Here is an 18791-nt window from a genome sequence, read left to right on the forward strand (position 1 = left end):
GCTGTTCCATACAGTGGTGACTGTGGCAAACACTGTTGCGCAAAGTGAATCAAGCATCGAAGCATGCCGAGCGCTCACATAGTCCAAACGTCGAAACGTCCAAAGTGTCGGAGTACTTCACCGCCTTCTGCGAAAGTGGTATTCCGCCGTATCTCCTATGCACAGTATTTGTGTACTTCTACCGTAGTGAATGCTAACCCCAAATTGATGATTTCGCATATGGATTTTTGGGCTTGTTGCAGATACCCGCATAAGAAAACCTTGTAGGAGTAAGTTCAATCCCGATAAACATCTGTAAATATTTCTTTACAAATGATTATGTCCCCGTGGTGTCGGAAAGTGGAGCTTATGAGCGAAACGCTTTTCTCTTCATCCTCGCAACGTGGATTTACCAGCACACCCCACGCGAACGAGCAATACAACGACCAAGCTCCATCAGCACCTACAGAGATACCAAGGCTGGCACGCGATACCACGGCAGAACAACCTTGGCCTGTGAGCGTACTCAGCCAGAAGTTCCACGATGCCGTCTCAAAATGGCCAGGAGCATGGATTGAGGGGCAAATCGTCGAGATTAATACCAGACGCAGCGGCTCGGCTTACCTCACCGTTAGGGACAACTTCGAAGACATCTCTATCTCAGTGATGGGCTTCCGTCAATTTGCCGTTATGGCTCGCGAATTTCACCAAGGAGACCGCGTAGTTATTCACGGACATCCGGATCTGTGGGTAAAGCAGACACGACTGAGTTTCATGGCTGACGATATTCGTCGCGTTGGTACAGGTGATCTTAAACAACAAATTGAGGAGCTCCGCAAAAAGCTCAAAGGCGAAGGACTATTCGACATTGAGCGTAAATTAGCGTTGCCAGAATTCCCAGCACGTATCGGTTTAGTATGCGCACCCCAAGCACGTGCTGAGGGAGATGTCATCACTAACGCACGTTTACGATGGCCAACCATTGAATTCACTGTGGTACATGCCCATGTTCAAGGCCCCCAGTGCCCGCCTGATGTTATTGCAGCAATTCAACGTCTCGACGCAGACTCTTCAGTCGATGTCATCATTGTTGCCCGCGGCGGAGGAAGTTTTGAAGATTTACTCGGTTTCTCAGATGAGGGTGTGGTTAGGGCAGCGGCATCCTGCCAAACTCCTCTGATTTCTGCAGTCGGCCATGAAGACGATTGGACGCTCATTGATTTAGCAGCCGATCTCAGGGCATCAACTCCAACCGATGCAGCAAAACGAGCAGTGCCAGATGTAAATGAGCAGCTGCAGATAGTTGCTGAGGGACGTCGCCGAATCCGAGACCGCGTTACTTACATAGTCAGTAACGAATCGAGATTAATCGAAGGATATGCCAATCGACCAAGCTTGACCCAGCCGCTTCTCATGCTTGAGCGCCCACAGCGCTTCGTAGATGAATCTGGTCAACGACTAGACATAGCGCTTAGAAGAATAGTCGACGATGCAGGGTTGACTATCGAAAAGTTGCATGCATCACTGACAGCACTGAGCCCACAGTCCACCTTGAACAGAGGATATGCTGTTGTTCAATCTGTGACCGGACACGTTGTAGATAATGCGCAGACCGTTCATAGCGGTGATGAACTGACGATCACACTCAGACACGGGACAGTCCTCGCAACTGCTTCGACAACTGCACCTTCAACACCAAACACCTGAGTACCCATACGCAGGTGAAAGCTTAAACCCCACACAACACGCAATACCTATTCCAGAGGAATACACGAAGGAGCGCAACATGGCCAATACATCAGAGAATAAGCAAGTCAGCAACGGTGAGACCACCACAACAACGCAACCCACAGTCGCCAGCAGTCTGAGCGACAAAGAACGCGAAGCTATCTCAAAAATGCCATATGAGCAGGCACGCGACCAACTCATCCAAGCAGTCCAATCACTAGAAGCTGGTGGTCTTGATCTCGACGCGTCAATGAGGCAATGGGAAATAGGCGAAGCTCTCGCCAAACGCGCTCAGGAACTACTCGATCAAGTTCGGGCCAAACTCGACGATGCACAGGCCGCACAATCTAGCGCTGGAGAAAATGCGGGTACTCAGTCCAATTTAGAATAAATTGGACTGAGTACCCTTCGCGCCCCTAGTGGGCGCTCACCTCACCTTTGTACAGCGCACCGCGCTGTACAACCTCACGGCTCAGCCCAGCCAAATTTAGAATAAATTGGACTGAGTACCCTCCGCAGCCGCAAGAGCTTTCGTTTCACTGGCTGACAATATTGTCATCATGTCTAATTATGTTAATGTTCATTAATGTTGACACCATTTGACAAACAGCACTCCTCAATTCATCCTGCTGACATCCATCAACAGTAAAAGATGAAGACCTTTCACCGTCAAGAACAGGATTTCGCTATGCCGATGTCTATGCCTTGGAAACACCTACTGTCTGCAACATCGTGCTGTCTCGGTATAGTCATGACACTCGCTGCCTGCAGCGTCGCTTCGGGAACATATGACAATCCGCTGTCCTCGACTTCGCGGACGTACTCCCCATATCTCGAACGCAACGTGGCGCCGATACCGCAGGCGACCTTCGGCACCTACTACCAGGTGTTCACCAACCCGGTGCTCGCACAATGCGTAGCGGAGATCCTTGACGCCAAGCCCACCGACCAGCTCTGGCTTTCGACAGCTTACGAAACATTGTCACTAACCGAGATCGGCGCCTCAAATGGGTATGATCGCACCAACGAAGAGCACCCACACTGCGCAGGCGCCCTACGCGACAGCATCAGCCCCGAAGGCCTCGACATTACTGGTCTGGAAGTGTTCGCCAACCTGGAGGTCATCGACTTCACCGGCATGCACCACATACCCGATCTCACACCGCTAGGCGGACTGTCCAACCTCATGCATGTTTATCTCTTCGGCACACAAATCACCAGCCTGGAGCCCCTCAAACGCACGCAATGGGAACAAAAGCTCGTCGTGAGTGTCGAAGACGAACGCGTCAGCCGACTCTCCATTCCCGAACTCGCACAATGGGGCATCTTAGTCGAAGGAAACATCTCTGACCAGCCAAAGTTCTGAACGCATGGTTACCATTATCCCCTTATTGGCTTGATATAAGCCTTTTGAGGTAATGAAGCCCCGTGATTGTGCCCCGGATGCGATTCGAACGCACGACACCTTCTTTAGGAGAGAAGTGCTCTATCCCCTGAGCTACCGGGGCAACGATGTTCTATCGTACACGTACTCAGAGAAAATCTTTCGTGCAACTGTAAAAAACCCACATCCCTCTGAATATGGGTCTTATGCACAGATAAAACTCCACATTGTTGCTGCGACAGTAATAAATCCGCTTATCGGAGAACTCCCCTGCGGCATTGAAAGCTTAAGAATCCATAAGGTATAACGCTAATAAACCAAGTAGCACGGTCTTTGAAAACGATAGGTGATAAATGTCAACCATTATCCTTGAGATTGCGTCGAAAGGAAAGCAGCTATGAATACTCAACGAGGATCCCACTCGTCGTTGCTAAGAATGATTGTCAGCATCATCGCAAGGATTATCATGTTGCTGGCGGTATTAGGCACGCTCACACGGCTCGTTCCTTCGCAATTCTCCGATATCCCCTACCTTCCAGCGATAATCTCCCTAATGCCTTGGTTTGCACTTGCATCTGCCATCGCACTGGCGCTAGGGCTACTCTCACGACGTTGGACAACTGCTTTGATAGCTCTAGTGTGCTTATGCGCACAGGTATGGTGGCAGTATCCATTTTTCACTTCTCACCAAAGCTTACCGTCGAGTGCCAGTGCTGTAACTTCCACAGCGCCAAACACCGCTGATGCGTATGCCCGCGTGATGACATTCAACGTCTACAAAGGACGAGCCGATGCACAAAGCATTGTGAATACGGTAAAAAACGAACGCGTCGAAGTTCTCGCTTTACAAGAAACCACTGATGACTTCATTACTAAACTGGACCAGGCCGGTCTCAGTGATTATCTTCCTTATTCAAAGGTCTCATCATCTGATAATCACTTTGGCAACGGCATTTGGTCAGCAACACAACTCACCAGCGCAGTGAAAGACCAAGTTAATTCCAGCGCATCATATATGCCAGCTGGAACAGTGATGCTTTCTGGAGGGAAGGCATCAATTCGTTTTATTTCCGTTCATACCACATCCCCCACATCTGGCAACTGGAAACAGTGGAAGCGCAGTTTGTCCGAGTTGCAGCAATTCACTGAGCACGCAGATGTGAATACTAAATTTGTGTTAATGGGAGACTTCAACGCCACCTATGATCATGCACCTTTCCGAGATTTTCTTGGCAGCAGATTTAGTGATGCAGCTCGTACATCCGGTGCTGGATTTACCCTCACGTGGCCTTCCAATCGAGAATATATCCCACGCTTAGTAGCCATTGATCACATCGTAACCGACCAAGGCGTGTCTGTAGGAAACGTGAAGGTGCTGCCTATAACCGGATCTGATCACGCTGCTTTACTCTCAACGCTCTACGTTCAATAGTTACAACAGAGGTTAGCTCAGTAATTCGCAACAAACACGACAACGCTAAGACTTGATATACTATAATGATAATTGTTATTAATATCTGTCTTGTAGTGCTCTTGTTCGCAAACAAGTTCACTGCGTTAAATGTGCGTCGAGAGGTTGGCAATGTCTGCGTCAAGAAGAGTGACACGGCCAAGGACACTTATCAGTGAGCAACTCAATCATTCAGGTGTCTTTTCAACTGCTCAAATGATTTATAACAGATTGCTCCAAAAGGGCAAGAAAGTTGGCATAGCAACCGTATATCGCAATTTGCAAAGCATGGCAGACCATCAAGAAGTTGATACCTTGCATGTTCAGGGAGAAACTTTTTATCGACTTTGTAAGGATCAACATCATCATCACCATCTTGTCTGCCGTAAGTGTGGCAGAGCGGTAGAACTGGAAATCCCGGGTTTCGAGGAATGGACTGAACAACGAGGGAGAACTCTTGGATTCAGCGACATCAGCCATTCACTCGAAATATTTGGGATTTGCGCCCAGTGTCGGCACCACCCTTCTTCTCACACCTCTGTGATAGCGGATTGATACTCACTCTCAGCAGCTTTTATCTACGAAAGGTCTGCTTTATTGTTTGAGCCATGTATGACAGCCCAAAGCTGTCCAATCCACCGCACAAGGAGATTACTAATCATGGCTGATATCAAAAAGTACGACGAGCATGCATTTGAAATTGATACAGTTTCTGCGGGAAAACTTGCCGTAGATATCGAGACCCTGAAGCACTTTGATGTTTCCAAGCACGAGCACGGCGTTGCCGCATGTGGGTGCTGCGGATGTTGTTTCACTGGCGACTGCTGCGGTGACTCAGATTGTGTCAACGGCAAGGAGTGTGGAGCAAAAGATTGCCATGAAGCATGCCGAGAAAACAACGAGCATCACGATTGCGCTTTCTGCCATCTGGCATTTGATACAGACGAAGAGTCTCATGAAGAAATCCTCAACGATCTGAAGGATTTGTCGCAAGCCCTTGCCGCCTAAGAAGGAAAACGATTATCTCAGTTAATAGCTGCGCTCACAACGCAAGATGGTTGAGGATTAGTAGCGACCACCGACTACGTTGCCAGTGCAGCTATTGCTATCACACAGCATTATTGACTCAATATTGCTGACACAGCAATATTATTAGCAACATAGCAAATTGAGAAACTTCTCCCAGTAGCACCCTCGCATAACGGCACACATCCCAGATCTCAGCATGAACAACTTGAGAATTGAGTTCTCAGCCTCCAAACAGCAATGCTGAAAAGTTGTATTGTGCCTGCATTACCTCTAATCAGCCGATGCACTCAGTAGAGCAATTGCAGATGTCGACCTGCTTTCTATGACTCCGGAGCCTGAATAATCGGCGCATTCCGCAGCACTTCTTCAATTATCGATTTTGTAACCGTAAGTTGTTGTATCTGTTGTTCAATATCTTCAGCTTTGGCTTTGAGCTCTGCCCGTTCTCTCAAACACACACCGCGCTCATAATTCAGACATGACGACAAGCGCTGAACTTGTTCAATGCTCAGTCCAGCGGACAACATATCACGCACGCGTAGAGCAATCTTCGAATCTTCCTTGCAATATTCGCGATAACCGGATTGATCTCGATTGTCAGGCAGCACATGATGGATACTCCAATACCTCACCTGCCTTGGACTCACACCGATTGACTGTGCAAATTCACCTATATGCATGACCCATCCCTTTCAAATCACCGTCGATTTGACCTTAACACTAATGTCAAGGTTTAGGGTGAGTCACGTCCAAACGCAAAAGCGCTGAAACCACAGACTGCCTATATTCATTTCAACTTATTACCAAGGACTCAGTATGAAGAAACTGCTTACGCTTTCTTTCCTGGTCATGTTCCTCATCGGAACTGACACATTTCTGGTCTCACCGTTATTACCCGCTCTATCCGCGCAGATGTCATTTCCCATCGCCCAAGGAGGATGGCTTGTTTCAGCTTATGCGATAGGGTACTGCGTCGCAGCAATTATCATTGGGCCACTTTCAGATGAGTTGAACCGCCGAAATGTATTGATAACAGGGGTCTTCCTCTTCTCGATTGCCACAATGGCTTGTGCTGCAGCCACGAGTTTTTCGATGCTACTGATATTACGATTCATTACTGGTATATGTGCAGCCATAGGCTCTCCACAAATATGGGCAATCATCCCCCAATTAGTACACAAAGACAAGATTGCTGCAGTCATGTCAGCTCCGACGGCGGGACTCACCATAGCCACAATGCTCGGAGTACCCATTGGTAGCTTTCTTTCAGCCAGAGATATTCACAGCCCGTTCCTCGCCGTAGGAGGCGCGTCATTCATAGTAACGTTGGCGCTGGCATTGTTATTTCCCCATCTGCCCAACACCCGTTCAATCGCAGGCCACGGCACAACAACACTTCAGCGAAGCTATCCAGAAAATAACCATCTGGGAATGAGACATTTCAACGTGAGTCATCTGCGCAAGCACTCATTGCCAAGCATTATCTCGTCACTAGTCGGCTCATATCACAGACTCTTCATGAATCCGCAGGCTCGACCCTATTTTTTGGCCTATTTCATCTTCCAAATTGGCAACTTTGCAGTGATGACTTTCATCGCTACATGGTTTGCACAAGCTTTCGATCTCAACCAGACACAAATCGGTCTAGCAGTACTGATTATCGGCGTAGGAAACTGCATAGGGGCCTTCGCTGGTCCTCTGCTGACCTCACGCTTAGCTCACGGTAAATTGCTACTGTCTGGATTCTGCATATATCTCGCGGTGTACGCCTGCCTAGCTAGCGCTCCTAGTATCGTCGTCGCCTGCATATTGCTCAGCATCAGCTACATGGTTAGTGGAGCAATTTTTCCGCTATTTATCGAACGCTTACAATCCCTAACTACCAATCAACGTGGCACTGTATCGACTCTCAGCAATATCACCATGTACGCAGGAAGTACTGTTGCAGGCTTCGTGGGCGGGCCTGCAATGGCTCATCTCCCTGGATTCTGGGGCATATCGATTCTTGCGTTTCTGTGCATGCTGATGTCACTGCTGTTGTGGTATCGATCCAAAGCCCTGACATGATAGCAATAATGATCCAATACAGGCCTGTGTTGCATGACTATTCGCAAGCTTCAACGATTGTCATTACAGAAGCTTGTCTCAGGCAGTGTTGCTCAAGCCCAGTAATTTCGAGAACAAAGTATGACCTCACTGAACATCAGGTATCGAATGGTGACGACGAGGGATCAGCCGAGCAGAGTTGAGAATGAATGCTGACTCGCTACCAACATGCACTATTGCAGAAAACAGCGGAGTAAGAATGCCAAATGCCGCAAGCAACATGCCAATAGCATCTACCACAATGGTGCCTACAAAATTACACATGATAATGCGCCGAGCGCGGCGTGCAGTGTGTAATAACGAAGCCACATCATTGAGATCGGAACTGATAAGCACCACATCAGCACTTTCTCGCGCAATATCAGTGCCGCTCCCCATAGCGATGCCAACATCTGCGAGCGCTAATACTGGAGCATCATTAACGCCATCACCAACCATAGCTATGCGATGCCCAGCCTCTCGCTGGCGCTTCAAAGCTGTAGCTTTATCTTCCGGTAATAGTTCTGCATGCACATGGTCGATTCCCAACTGCTTGGCAATCTCTTCAGCAACCTGAGTACGGTCTCCTGTGAGCATCACCACTCGTATGCCCTGACGATGCAGTTCGGCAATGCACGAGGCGGCACTTGTCCTAGGAGCATCGGCGAGCATGATGCTCCCCAAATAATGCTCATCACAAGCAATGTGCACAGCGCTCTGTACTACTGTGCGATCGGCTGAATTTGCAGTCGAAGGCGCTGAAGTTGATGACTGCAGGGAAGTACTCGTGAGCGTGGCAATGCTTTCGCGAACTCTCTGAGGCATAAATGCCTCTGTCCCCACAGTAACTATCTGACCATTGATAGAGCACCGTACACCACGGCCAGCCGTACTTTCAAAATGTTCCGCATGTATTGGCTTGATTCCATGGGCATTGGCATACTCAACAATAGCTTTCCCCAACGGATGCTCTGAATAGGACTCTGCAGATGAGGCAATGCCCAGTAAGACTGACTCGTCTATATCGGGCTCCGCGAGTACTTGCGTGACCTCAGGAGTCCCTTTTGTCAAAGTACCGGTTTTATCAAAAATAACCGTGTCGATTCCTGACAATGACTCCATATGCAGCCCATCTTTAACAAATGCCCCTGTTCGAGCTACACGAGCCATTGATGCCAACATTGCCAATGGAGTACCTGCAACCACACCGCATGAACCCGCAACTATCACCACAGAAATTGCACTGCGGATATCTTGGGTAACGATCCATGTCAATACAGCACCTGCTACAGCAATCAATACCAGTGCGGTGGCGAGCGTATCAGCCAGTCGTTGCACGGGAGCTGATGAAGATTGTGCATCCTTTAATGCAGTAATAATTCGACCAAATGAGGAATCTTCACCAACCTTGGATACACTGATTTCCAGAGCTCCATCTTGATTGACCGAGCCCGAATACACTGCGCTTCCGACGCTCAGAGCAACAGGCATTGATTCGCCAGTAATTCTTGATTCATCAACACTCGAAGATCCAGCAACCACTTCTCCATCAACAGGGATTCGCCCACCAGGAGAGACTATAACAACTTGACCAATCTGAACCTCTGATAGAGGAATGTCTTTTTGCTCAAACTCGCTCACACGCACACGGACCTGATGAGGAAGAAAAGACATCAAATCTGATAAGGCATCTTCGCCTTGATCCATACATAAGTCTTCAAGAATTTCTGCAAGAAGCACAAATACCACAATTACCAAAGATGTTAGCCACTGCCCTATCGCTGCAGCTGCCACGATTGCAATAAGCATTGACAAATCCATGCTCATTTTTTTGGCACGGATATCTTCCCAAGATTCCTTAACGATCGGCCAACAACCAACGATCAGGCCTACTATCGTTAATCCGATAATCAGCGGCACCATCACGGTGGAAACATCTTGAAACAGATCCAACAGTCCAACTGCCGCAGTCAGCGCCAAACAGACTAATACTCTAATGAGATCTTCGTGCTCGATTCGACGCAACAACGACAATATCGAAGATCTCGAGCCGTTACGCTCAACCTGAGCTGTGCTTTCGTCGATATGCCTTATCTGATTCTCAGCCGCTTCATTCATGGCTAAGCTCCTCATTCACGGGTACCGTTGCCGAGGCTGGCTGATTTGCATCACCTGAGCTTACTGAGACATATTGAGTATTGCCTACGCCTTGCAGATGAGAGGACTCGATTGAGTGATGCGCCGGCACAACATCCACAATATGTTCTGATTGATAGATGGCCTGATCTACCAAGGCGCTTACATGCTCATCACTCAATCTGTAATACACATAAGTACCTTCTTGACGAGCGAGCACTAACTTTCCTAAACGCATTTTTGCAAGATGTTGTGAGATGACAGCCTGTCTTTTCCCTAGTCGATGAGCAATCTCACCGACTGGAAATTCGCCATTCTTGAGCAGCAAAATAATTCTCAGTCTTGTCGGATCAGACAGCAGAGAAAAGACACTGGCAGCAAGCTCGATATAGGCGTTATTCTCGCCATACTCGTATATATTCATATCTTCGAACATATGAATATAGTAGGTTGACATACGAGGGTTGTACAGTGACGCGCCGAGCATTGAGGCTTCTTTGCATAGGACACACGTATTTCATAGAAGCAGCGCCAACCACAAGAAACTATGCACATAACAAATACGCCAATGCCGCTCCCCACCTATTCATACAACTTAAGAGAGCGCCATTGGCGTAACAAGGATTGTCAGCTACATGCTGGCAACATCAAGCGCTAATCATGCAACAGCATCATTTTCTACAACACTTGCCTCGGTGTAGTCCACACCCTTGGTCTCCTTCATCAGGAGCAAAGAAATCAACGTCAATACCGAAGCCGCAGCAAGATATACACCGACAAGCCATGTGCTACCCCCTGCAAGACTCCACAAGGCAGTTGCAATGATTGGAGCGAGAGCTGCTCCAAGAATTGAACTAACATTGTATGCAATCGCAGAACCGGTGTATCGCACATTAGTAGGGAACATCTCAGGCAATAGCGCCCCCATAGGGCCAAATGTGACACCCATTAGCGTAAAACCAATTATCAAGAAAGCTTCTACCAAAGCTCCATTGAATGACGTACCGCTCTTGTCATCAAGGAATAGCGGGAAGGCAAGCGCAAATACGATGATGATACTGGTAATAATGAGCAGTAATTTGCGTCGCCCCATCGAATCAGCCATTGGTCCCGACAACAGCGTGAATACTCCGAAGAACACCACCCCAATAATCTGCATAATCACAAAGTCGGTATAGGTGATCCCTAATCCGGCCGGTGTTGCTGAAGTGGATTTCGTTCCGTACGTCAGGCTGAAAGTCGTCATCAAATAGAACAGCACATAGGTTGCTAGCATGGCGAAAGTTCCAAGGACTACAGCTTTGAAGTGGTGCTTCATGGTATCCACAAACGGTACTTTAACGATTGCACCCTGCTTTTGTGCCTTCTTAAAAGCATCCGATTCAACGAGCTTGAAACGTACCCACAATCCAATTGCCACCATCACCGAAGAGAATATAAACGGAATACGCCAACCCCAGGAGAGGAATGCCTCAGACTGCATCAAGCTGCTTGTTGGATGAGGCAGCAGGAAGTTAATAATCAAGAACAGACCATTGGCAATAATAAAGCCAATGGGGGCACCCAGCTGAGGGAAAGTCCCGTACCAAGCACGCTTATCGGCAGGTGCATTCTCTGTAGCCACCAAGGCAGCACCCGACCATTCACCACCAATGGCAAATCCCTGTGTCAAACGCAACAACAGCAGGAGAATCGGGGCAATGATACCGATGTGGTTATACGTTGGCAGTAGCCCGATAACAAATGTTGCAATGCCCATAGTCAACAGCGAAGCAACCAATGTCGCCTTACGTCCGCGCTTATCCCCCATATGTCCGTAGAAGACAGCCCCAATAGGACGAGCAACCATCGCAGCCCCAAAAACTGCAAAAGATGCCAACAGCGAAGCGGTATCGCTAGCAACAGGGAAGAACAGCTTTGGAAATACCAGCACCGCAGCTGTAGCATAAACGTAGAAATCATAAAACTCTACAGTGGTGCCAACCAAGCTCGCAGCAATAACTCTTGCTGGTGAATTCAGTGGTTTGGACACGGATGCAGGCGCGTTAGCCTGCGAGGACGTTGAAGACACGATGACCCTTCTGCTCGTGTAAAACAAAAAACCATGACCAACCGTCATGGTTAAACTCTCTGCTCAGGCGCTTCGTCCTTGTGGGAACCCGCTGGACAGCGATAATAGCACTATCTCGCCACATATTGAACATTTTTCCGAAATATGAACCGACATTGGGAGCGCCATACCATCACGCAGTAATGTGCGTATCCTCCCCAGCAGATACTAATCAATCAAATTCCCAAAACAGGCAATACACTATGTCAAAACTATTGCTTTGAGTTGAAACATAATTATGTTGTAATGCGAAAATGTTGACATTCTTTCTTCAAGGTGTTGTTGCCGGACTAGCCATTGCTATACCCGTAGGATCAAGCTCTGCACTGACGATGACCATCGGTGCCCGATACGGCTGGAAATCAGGATTAGCCGCAGGAGCTGGTACAGGAGTCATACTCGGAGTATTTGCCTTCCTGGCTGTGTTTCTAGGGAATATGATTTCGCCAATAATCGTTGAGGCTTCCCCAGTATTGCGCTGGGTCTGTTGCACGGTGTTAATTGGTATGGGATTATTCATGGTGCTTAGTGCTATTGCCTCATTACGAAGTTCAGACACGACACTGAAGAAGGCACGCAAGTAAGTAACGCACTCAGACAACCGTGGAAGGCCTTCGCAGTCTTACTTACCGCTACACTTGCAAATCCGGTAGCTATTGTGTACTTCGCCACTTTGGTGCTCTCCCTACCGGCAGGTATCAGCAATCCTGAGAACGGTTTGATGTTCTGCATAGGTGTGCTCTTACCGTCCCTATGCTGGATGATGCTCCTGTCATTGGTCGGCGTAGCCATTGGCATGGTGTTAAAGGGGCGTCACGCCCAATTCGCCACCGGAACCTTCGGCGGCTGCGCAATCATCGCCCTAGCAGTGTGGAACACCTTCGGATAAGTCTCCACAGAGATAACTGCGATAAAAGTGGAGATAATATGGTCAAATTTCAAGAATTATCTCCACTTTTATCGCAGTTATCTCACTTACATACGGTTACTTGCGGAAGACCTTCGTATACGAGCCCTCGGCGCGTGGGCGGATAACCAATGAATCGACGTCGACGGTATCTGGCAGGTCAATCGCCCAGCGTACAGACTCAGCCACATCAGCCGCGCTCAAGGGATCAGGAACGCCGTCATATACGCTGGATGCCTTGCTCGCATCGCCACCAAAGCGCTTGAGAGAGAATTCCTCGGTTTTAACCATGCCAGGTGACACATCAATAATTCGTACCGGTTCACCAATCTGCTCAAGTCTGAGCACACGAGCCATCACTCGTTCAGCGAACTTTGAAGCACAGTACCCTGCCCCTCCTTCATAAGGCTCAATACCTGCGGTTGAGGAAATAATGAGCACAGTGCCTTCTGATTCCTTCAGGGTAGGCAAGAGTTTCTGAGTTATACGCAGCGTACCGATGACGTTGAGCTCATACATACCACGCCAATCATCAAGATTGGCCGTGGCAACTGGGTCTTTACCGATTGCCCCGCCTGCACAATTTACTAAGGCTTTCACAGGGCCTTGATCAATAATCTTCTTAACAGCAATGTCCGTAGAATCTTCATCCGTGATGTCACAAACCTGATAGCTACTGACACCACCAGCCGATTCAATTTCCTCAGCTAAGGCTTTAAGCTTTTCTTCACGTCGTGCCAACAGAACAACGTGCCATCCATCTGCTGCCAACACTCTTGCAGTTTCAGCACCGATTCCGCTTGACGCACCTGTTATCACCACGCGCTTCGCATCTTGTGTCACTGTTTGTGCTGTTTGAGACACGTCAGCCATATTGTTCCTCCCAAATATAATTTTTCAGCATTCCTCATCAATCACCATCAGGCTAAGGCATCAGGTACGATTAATGTTACGAATGATCCTCTTGGCGAATCGTTACTGTGTAAAATCACACCATGTAAATCACACCGTATACATGACACCATATAGGCCACAGAGCTTGATTCGACCATACTGAATCAGTCATCTTACTTAAGAGTCAAAGTTCTTCAGCATCCAAGCTCAGTGAGCACGCTATCAAGAATATCAATCCCTCGTTGCGCTTCCTCCGGTGTGATTACACAGGGAGGCACGACATGGATACGGTTGTCATGAACATCGATAAACAATCCCGCATCCTTTGCTTTAGTGTGAATTGCTGACATCGTTTCACTGTCAAGCATCTCCTTACTGGAACGATCAGCCACCATCTCTGCGACCCACATCACACCTTTACCGCGTACATCACCGATATGTTCATGCTTAGCTTTCAGATCGTTGAGTCCCGTGGCAATGACTTCCTCACCCACACGGTGAGCATTGCCAACGATATCCTCGGCCTGCATGGCTTCCTGCGCAGCAACGATTGAAGCCATCGCCAGTGGATGACCGGAATAGGTAAGTCCACCAGGAAACACTCGTTCATCAAAGTAGTGCGCAATTTCATCAGAGAAAATCACACCGCCAGCTGGCACATAACCAGAATTACAACCCTTAGCAAAGGAGATCAAATCAGGTACATAGTCGAATGCGTCCAAAGCAAACCATTCGCCAGTACGTCCGAAACCAGCCATAACTTCATCTGTAATCATCAAAATGCCATACTTCTTGGTGATCTCTCGGATGCCCTTGAAATAGTCTTTTGGTGGGACCATAACCCCTGCAGTTCCTGGAATAGATTCCAACAATACGGCAGCGATGGTGTCTGGCCCCTCGAAGCGAACTACTTGTTCAAAATGTTCGAGTGCACGAGCGCATTCTTCCTCTTCAGTGTTCGCAAAGAATGGTGAGCGATACAAGTACGGCGTCATGATATGGACATGTCCGCGTGAAAAATCATTGGGCTTTCTGCGCCAATCACCTGTCGCTGATATTGCAGCTCCAGTATTGCCATGGTAACTACGATATGAAGAGATGATTTTGTCACGACCGGTAAATTGTCTTGCTGCACGAATGGCATTTTCATTAGCGTCGGCACCTGCATTGGTAAAGAACACCTTCGAAAAGCCCTCTGGTGCCCGCTTAGCTACTAGATTAGCCGCTCGGCCTCGTGCCAAGTTTGCATATCCTGGACCAAGAGTGCACATCAATGCGGATTGCTGAGCAATCCCCTCAAGTACCTTCGGGTGTTGATAACCTATGTTGACATTCACCAGCTGACTCGTGAAATCGAGATACTCTTTGCCCTGTGCATCGACCAAGGTTGAACCGTGCCCCGTTACGATTTCAAAAGGATGTATCTTTTTCTGTGCACTCCATGAATGGAATACATGAGCTCTATCCAATGCCACTGCGTCATCCCAAATTGCTGAATCCTCGGGAAATTCATGTCCCATAGTGCGCTCCTCACCATTCGTATCGCCAAACACCGATGTGCAAGATTGTTATCGGATATCTCAGATTCTTCGACATGAACATTTCTCGGTCATTTCGATTCGTATCACTGTCGATACACGTTCCCAAAACCAGCTATTGATCGAATACAGTTAACGATTGGCCTCAGAAGTAGCGCCATTGCATACACTTACAAATGCAAGTACGAAAATCTCACAAATACTGCGGAATAATACCAATGCAGCTAAACCCCACATAAACAGTAGGATTTCACAGCAATCCAGAATATGGATTGCCCCATCTCATATGAGTGTGTTGCTGCTTAACACCACGAGTAATTCAGAAGCCTAAGCGAGTACGACCGAATTGGTCCAACCACCGCAAGATAGAACCCTCCCGAAGGGCCCAAGGGCATATTTCTACTTGTTCCACTTTCAAGATACGCATGATTTCAGAAGCAACTATGCCTCCCCCGACGATTTGCACTGTTCGCTCAACGGTGATGCCCGGCAAAGCGACGCGTTGTTCTGGTGAAATTGCAGCGAGTCTCGGAATCCAATCATCCAATTGTTCTCGGGTCATAATCCAACTGTCACCCGAAGGTGTCTGCACAATGTTTCCAGCTAGACGTGCCAAAGATCGGAAGGTCTTTGAGGTCGCTACTGCATGATCCGGTTTTTTCTCGTCGTTGAAAGCCTTGGCAATAGGCTCCATGATGTCTCGCACATTATTGCGAACGGATTCGAGCTCCTTGGCGGTGGCCATACCTTCAGGTAATAGCTCACGAGTAATGCGTCCTGCTCCTGCAGGAACAGACATAGCCAAGGATGGGTCTTCATCCGCGCCTATCGCAACTTCCAAGGACCCTCCACCGATGTCGAGTACCAGCAGTCGTCCCGCATCCCATCCATACCATCGTCGTGCAGCTAAAAAGGTGAGTCGAGCTTCGTCATTACCTGATAGAACCACTACTCCTCTACCAATGTGTTGCTCGATTTGTTGCAATATTTTTGCTCCGTTAGGGGCTTCTCGAATTGCTGAGGTGGCCATCGGCAGTAATTGAGTGACATTATATTCCTCAGCAAGTGCCATGCCTTGATCGACACCTGCCAGGATTGCCTCAACGCCAGCTTTTTTGATGCAACCATCCTCTTTAAGGTACTGCATCAAGCGAACTGTGGACTTTGTAGATGCTTCGGGATCTGGCCTTGACCCTGGAGCCGCATCGACAATCAACATATGAATAGTGTTGGAACCTATATCGAGCACTCCCAAGCGGGTAGTATCTGGACGATGTTTAGCCATGATTCTTGACTGTAGCAAGCACCGTAGTCGAATACTTATACACACATGCTCAGATGGTGAATCCTAGCTCAGTTGCTGCCTCCTGAGGATTAGGGTCATAGGACCACAAATCTTCAAGATTTTCATTAGTTGTTAGACTCCGGATTTCTGCCTTATCGATGTACAACTCTCCAGAAAGATGATCCGTTTCATGTTGGAATATGCGAGCAGGCCAACCATGGAGGCGCTCTTCATGATGTTTACCTTTCGCATCATCCCAACGTGCAATGATGTCTAGCCAACGCCGACGAACAGCCTGATACCCATCAAATGACAGGCACCCCTCATAAAAGCTACGAGTGGCATCACCGATATTTTCATAACTAGGGTTGATAATCTCGTGAAATGGCAACTCAGCAATTTCACGAGGATCATGCTGATCGTTGCTATCATCACCGTCGTTATCATCCGCGTTGCTAGTGCTGTCGTTGTCATCATAATCATCATCACCGGCACGAACGTGGTCTTCCACCACTGCAATCGCGAGACCAAGCCCAACTTGTGGACCTGCTAGACCTACGCCAGGAGCCTCAAGCATCGTGGCACGCATCGCGTTAATGAGTTTGTTGAGTGTTCGTTTCGAAAGCTGGCCATTAAGCTGTTCCGTTGGCTGGCGTAACACCACTTCACCCGCTTGCACAATTGGCAGCAGATGACTACTACCGGCCTCATGCAGTAAGTGTTCAACTTCTTGATCCCAAACTGTGGCGTTACGCACCTACACACTCCCCTTCACGACTTAACTCAATCCGGACAATTCTCGGCACTTGCAATGAATATATTGAATAAGCTATTGCGTTACAGACTGAGTTCGTCAGCAACAATTTGCGCCAGTCGGTGGCACACTTCGTCTGCCTGCTCCTGTGTTTCAGCCTCGGCCATGACGCGAACGAGAGGCTCTGTCCCGCTGGGACGTAAGAGCACACGACCAGTCTCACCCAACAAAGCTTCTTCGCGTTCAACGGCAGCCTGTACCTTAGCGTTGGTTGGAGCAGCAAGCTTGTCAACATTAGGAACATTGATTAGCTGTTGCGGCAACTGTGGAAAATCAGCTGCTAATTCTTTGAGCCCACGGCCTGTACGTACCACTTCATTGGCAAGCGTCAGTGCCGTCAACGTTCCATCTCCTGTTGTGGCAAATTCGCGATTGATAACGTGACCTGACTGCTCACCACCGAGGGTGAACCCACCTCGCAGCATTTCTTCGAGGACATAGCGATCTCCAACGCCTGTTTGCACTGTAGCTATACCCATATCTTTCAGTGCGAGTTTGAGACCCAGATTACTCATGACAGTGACCACTAAGGTGTTGTTAGCTAACTTGCCTTCGCGCTGTTTAGCGTGGGCAAGGATACCCATGATTTGATCGCCATTCACCATGGTACCTTCTTCATCTACAGCAAGGCATCTATCTGCATCGCCGTCAAAGGCCACACCCATCACTGCATCGGATGCCTTGACCATAGCTTGCAATTGCTCTGGATGAGTTGAGCCTGCATGCTTATTGATGTTGTACCCATCAGGAGAAGCATTAATCACCACGACATCAGCGCCTGCTTGGCGCAAAGCTTCAGGTGCTACCACTGAGGTCGCTCCGTTTGCACAGTCAGCCACAATTCGTAGCCCAGCTAAGGGTTTCGGTCTCGTTTTATCCGCACCCGTCGGTGCCACAGCACTCACCAGATGATCTATGTACATATTGGTCGCAGTCACAGTGTCGTGCGAAACACGTCCGACGCCCTCGCCAGTTGGTCGATCCCACTGCGCACCGAGGACTTTTTCAATATCATCCTCTTTAGTATCAGCCAATTTGAAGCCGCCACGGGCAAAGAATTTAATGCCATTATCCGGCATAGGGTTATGAGATGCAGAAATAACCGCACCCATTTCAACATTGAGTTCAGAAGTCAGATAAGCGATACCAGGCGTGGGAATAATACCGACATCAATGACGTCGAAACCTCCTGAGCTCATGCCTGCAGCTAGTGCTGCAGCCAAAAAATCACCTGAGACACGTGTATCGCGCCCTATCAGAGCACGCCTGCGTCCACCGTTCTGGTCGCTGCTCCCCAACACCCGAACAGCCGCGTCACCCAACTCTAAAGCCAACTGCGCTGTCAGTTTCCTATTGGCCAGTCCTCGCACGCCGTCAGTTCCAAATAGCCTTGGCATCTTGCTCCTCGTCTCTGTGCCGAACACCAAGCTCCATGGTAACCATGATGAGCTA

General features: G+C 48.5%; 18 protein-coding genes and 1 tRNA gene. 9 read left to right on the forward strand and 10 right to left on the reverse strand.

What is annotated here, in order from left to right:
• The first annotated feature begins 348 nt into the window (after positions 1-348).
• The 3 genes from xseA to LKI20_RS08610 all read left to right on the forward strand — a co-directional run bounded on the left by xseA (position 349) and on the right by LKI20_RS08610 (position 3073).
• Positions 349-1686 (forward strand): exodeoxyribonuclease VII large subunit, encoded by a 1338-nt coding sequence (gene xseA / locus LKI20_RS08600; RefSeq protein ID WP_291772822.1) that lies wholly within the window; start codon positions 349-351, stop codon positions 1684-1686.
• Between the two features lie 79 nt (positions 1687-1765).
• Complete coding sequence (locus LKI20_RS08605) at positions 1766-2098, forward strand: exodeoxyribonuclease VII small subunit (RefSeq protein WP_291772824.1); 333 nt, start codon at positions 1766-1768, stop codon at positions 2096-2098.
• 360 nt (positions 2099-2458) lie between these two features.
• Positions 2459-3073 carry a hypothetical protein gene (locus LKI20_RS08610; RefSeq protein WP_291772826.1) on the forward strand — a complete coding sequence of 205 codons (615 nt, stop codon included), beginning with the start codon at positions 2459-2461 and terminating at the stop codon, positions 3071-3073.
• Between the two features lie 69 nt (positions 3074-3142).
• Here LKI20_RS08610 and LKI20_RS08615 read toward each other — a convergent pair.
• Positions 3143-3215, reverse strand: a tRNA-Arg gene (locus LKI20_RS08615).
• 273 nt (positions 3216-3488) lie between these two features.
• Between LKI20_RS08615 and LKI20_RS08620 the strand changes: the two genes are divergently transcribed.
• The 3 genes from LKI20_RS08620 (at position 3489) to LKI20_RS08625 (ending at position 5549) form a co-directional block, all read left to right on the forward strand.
• A complete protein-coding gene (locus LKI20_RS08620; RefSeq protein ID WP_291772828.1) occupies positions 3489-4523 on the forward strand; it encodes an endonuclease/exonuclease/phosphatase family protein in 1035 nt (344 codons plus the stop codon).
• A gap of 150 nt (positions 4524-4673) precedes the next feature.
• Complete coding sequence (locus tag LKI20_RS09855; RefSeq protein WP_366936173.1) at positions 4674-5096, forward strand: Fur family transcriptional regulator; 423 nt, start codon at positions 4674-4676, stop codon at positions 5094-5096.
• Between the two features lie 105 nt (positions 5097-5201).
• Entirely contained in the window at positions 5202-5549 is a 348-nt protein-coding gene (locus LKI20_RS08625) for a lectin-C (protein ID WP_291772830.1), read from the forward strand.
• Between the two features lie 341 nt (positions 5550-5890).
• Here the strand turns inward: LKI20_RS08625 and LKI20_RS08630 are convergent, their stop codons facing one another.
• Positions 5891-6250 carry a MerR family transcriptional regulator gene (locus tag LKI20_RS08630; protein WP_291772832.1) on the reverse strand — a complete coding sequence of 120 codons (360 nt, stop codon included), beginning with the start codon at positions 6248-6250 and terminating at the stop codon, positions 5891-5893.
• A 136-nt stretch (positions 6251-6386) separates the two neighbouring features.
• Here LKI20_RS08630 and LKI20_RS08635 point away from each other — a divergent pair, with 136 nt between their 5' ends.
• A complete protein-coding gene (locus LKI20_RS08635; protein WP_291772834.1) occupies positions 6387-7637 on the forward strand; it encodes an MFS transporter in 1251 nt (416 codons plus the stop codon).
• Between the two features lie 126 nt (positions 7638-7763).
• On the opposite strand, the gene LKI20_RS08640 is transcribed toward LKI20_RS08635, so the two are convergent.
• From LKI20_RS08640 to LKI20_RS08650, 3 genes are all read right to left on the reverse strand, one after another.
• Positions 7764-9773: a heavy metal translocating P-type ATPase gene (locus LKI20_RS08640; protein ID WP_291772836.1), complete on the reverse strand. Its 2010-nt coding sequence runs from the start codon at positions 9771-9773 to the stop codon at positions 7764-7766.
• Complete coding sequence (locus LKI20_RS08645) at positions 9766-10278, reverse strand: ArsR/SmtB family transcription factor (RefSeq protein ID WP_291772838.1); 513 nt, start codon at positions 10276-10278, stop codon at positions 9766-9768. Before LKI20_RS08645 ends, LKI20_RS08640 begins: the two co-directional genes overlap by 8 nt.
• A gap of 171 nt (positions 10279-10449) precedes the next feature.
• Positions 10450-11910 carry an MFS transporter gene (locus LKI20_RS08650; RefSeq protein WP_291772840.1) on the reverse strand — a complete coding sequence of 487 codons (1461 nt, stop codon included), beginning with the start codon at positions 11908-11910 and terminating at the stop codon, positions 10450-10452.
• Between the two features lie 245 nt (positions 11911-12155).
• Between LKI20_RS08650 and LKI20_RS08655 the strand changes: the two genes are divergently transcribed.
• Positions 12156-12485 carry a LysE family transporter gene (locus tag LKI20_RS08655; RefSeq protein WP_291772843.1) on the forward strand — a complete coding sequence of 110 codons (330 nt, stop codon included), beginning with the start codon at positions 12156-12158 and terminating at the stop codon, positions 12483-12485.
• Positions 12443-12790 (forward strand): LysE family transporter, encoded by a 348-nt coding sequence (locus tag LKI20_RS08660; RefSeq protein WP_291773488.1) that lies wholly within the window; start codon positions 12443-12445, stop codon positions 12788-12790. Before LKI20_RS08655 ends, LKI20_RS08660 begins: the two co-directional genes overlap by 43 nt.
• Before the next feature lie 96 nt (positions 12791-12886).
• Here the strand turns inward: LKI20_RS08660 and LKI20_RS08665 are convergent, their stop codons facing one another.
• From LKI20_RS08665 to glmM, 5 genes are all read right to left on the reverse strand, one after another.
• Positions 12887-13681 (reverse strand): SDR family oxidoreductase, encoded by a 795-nt coding sequence (locus LKI20_RS08665; protein ID WP_291772845.1) that lies wholly within the window; start codon positions 13679-13681, stop codon positions 12887-12889.
• Between the two features lie 215 nt (positions 13682-13896).
• Entirely contained in the window at positions 13897-15222 is a 1326-nt protein-coding gene (locus tag LKI20_RS08670; RefSeq protein WP_291772847.1) for an aspartate aminotransferase family protein, read from the reverse strand.
• A 337-nt stretch (positions 15223-15559) separates the two neighbouring features.
• Positions 15560-16525, reverse strand: a complete 966-nt coding sequence (locus LKI20_RS08675; protein WP_291772849.1) for a Ppx/GppA phosphatase family protein — start codon at positions 16523-16525, stop codon at positions 15560-15562.
• Positions 16526-16574: 49 nt separating this feature from the next.
• Complete coding sequence (locus tag LKI20_RS08680; protein ID WP_434734918.1) at positions 16575-17282, reverse strand: peptide deformylase; 708 nt, start codon at positions 17280-17282, stop codon at positions 16575-16577.
• Between the two features lie 80 nt (positions 17283-17362).
• A complete protein-coding gene (glmM, locus tag LKI20_RS08685; protein WP_291772851.1) occupies positions 17363-18736 on the reverse strand; it encodes a phosphoglucosamine mutase in 1374 nt (457 codons plus the stop codon).
• Positions 18737-18791: the final 55 nt, after the last annotated feature.

It is taken from the genome of Bifidobacterium sp. (assembly GCF_022647885.1).
Taxonomy (GTDB): Bacteria; Actinomycetota; Actinomycetes; order Actinomycetales; family Bifidobacteriaceae; genus Bombiscardovia.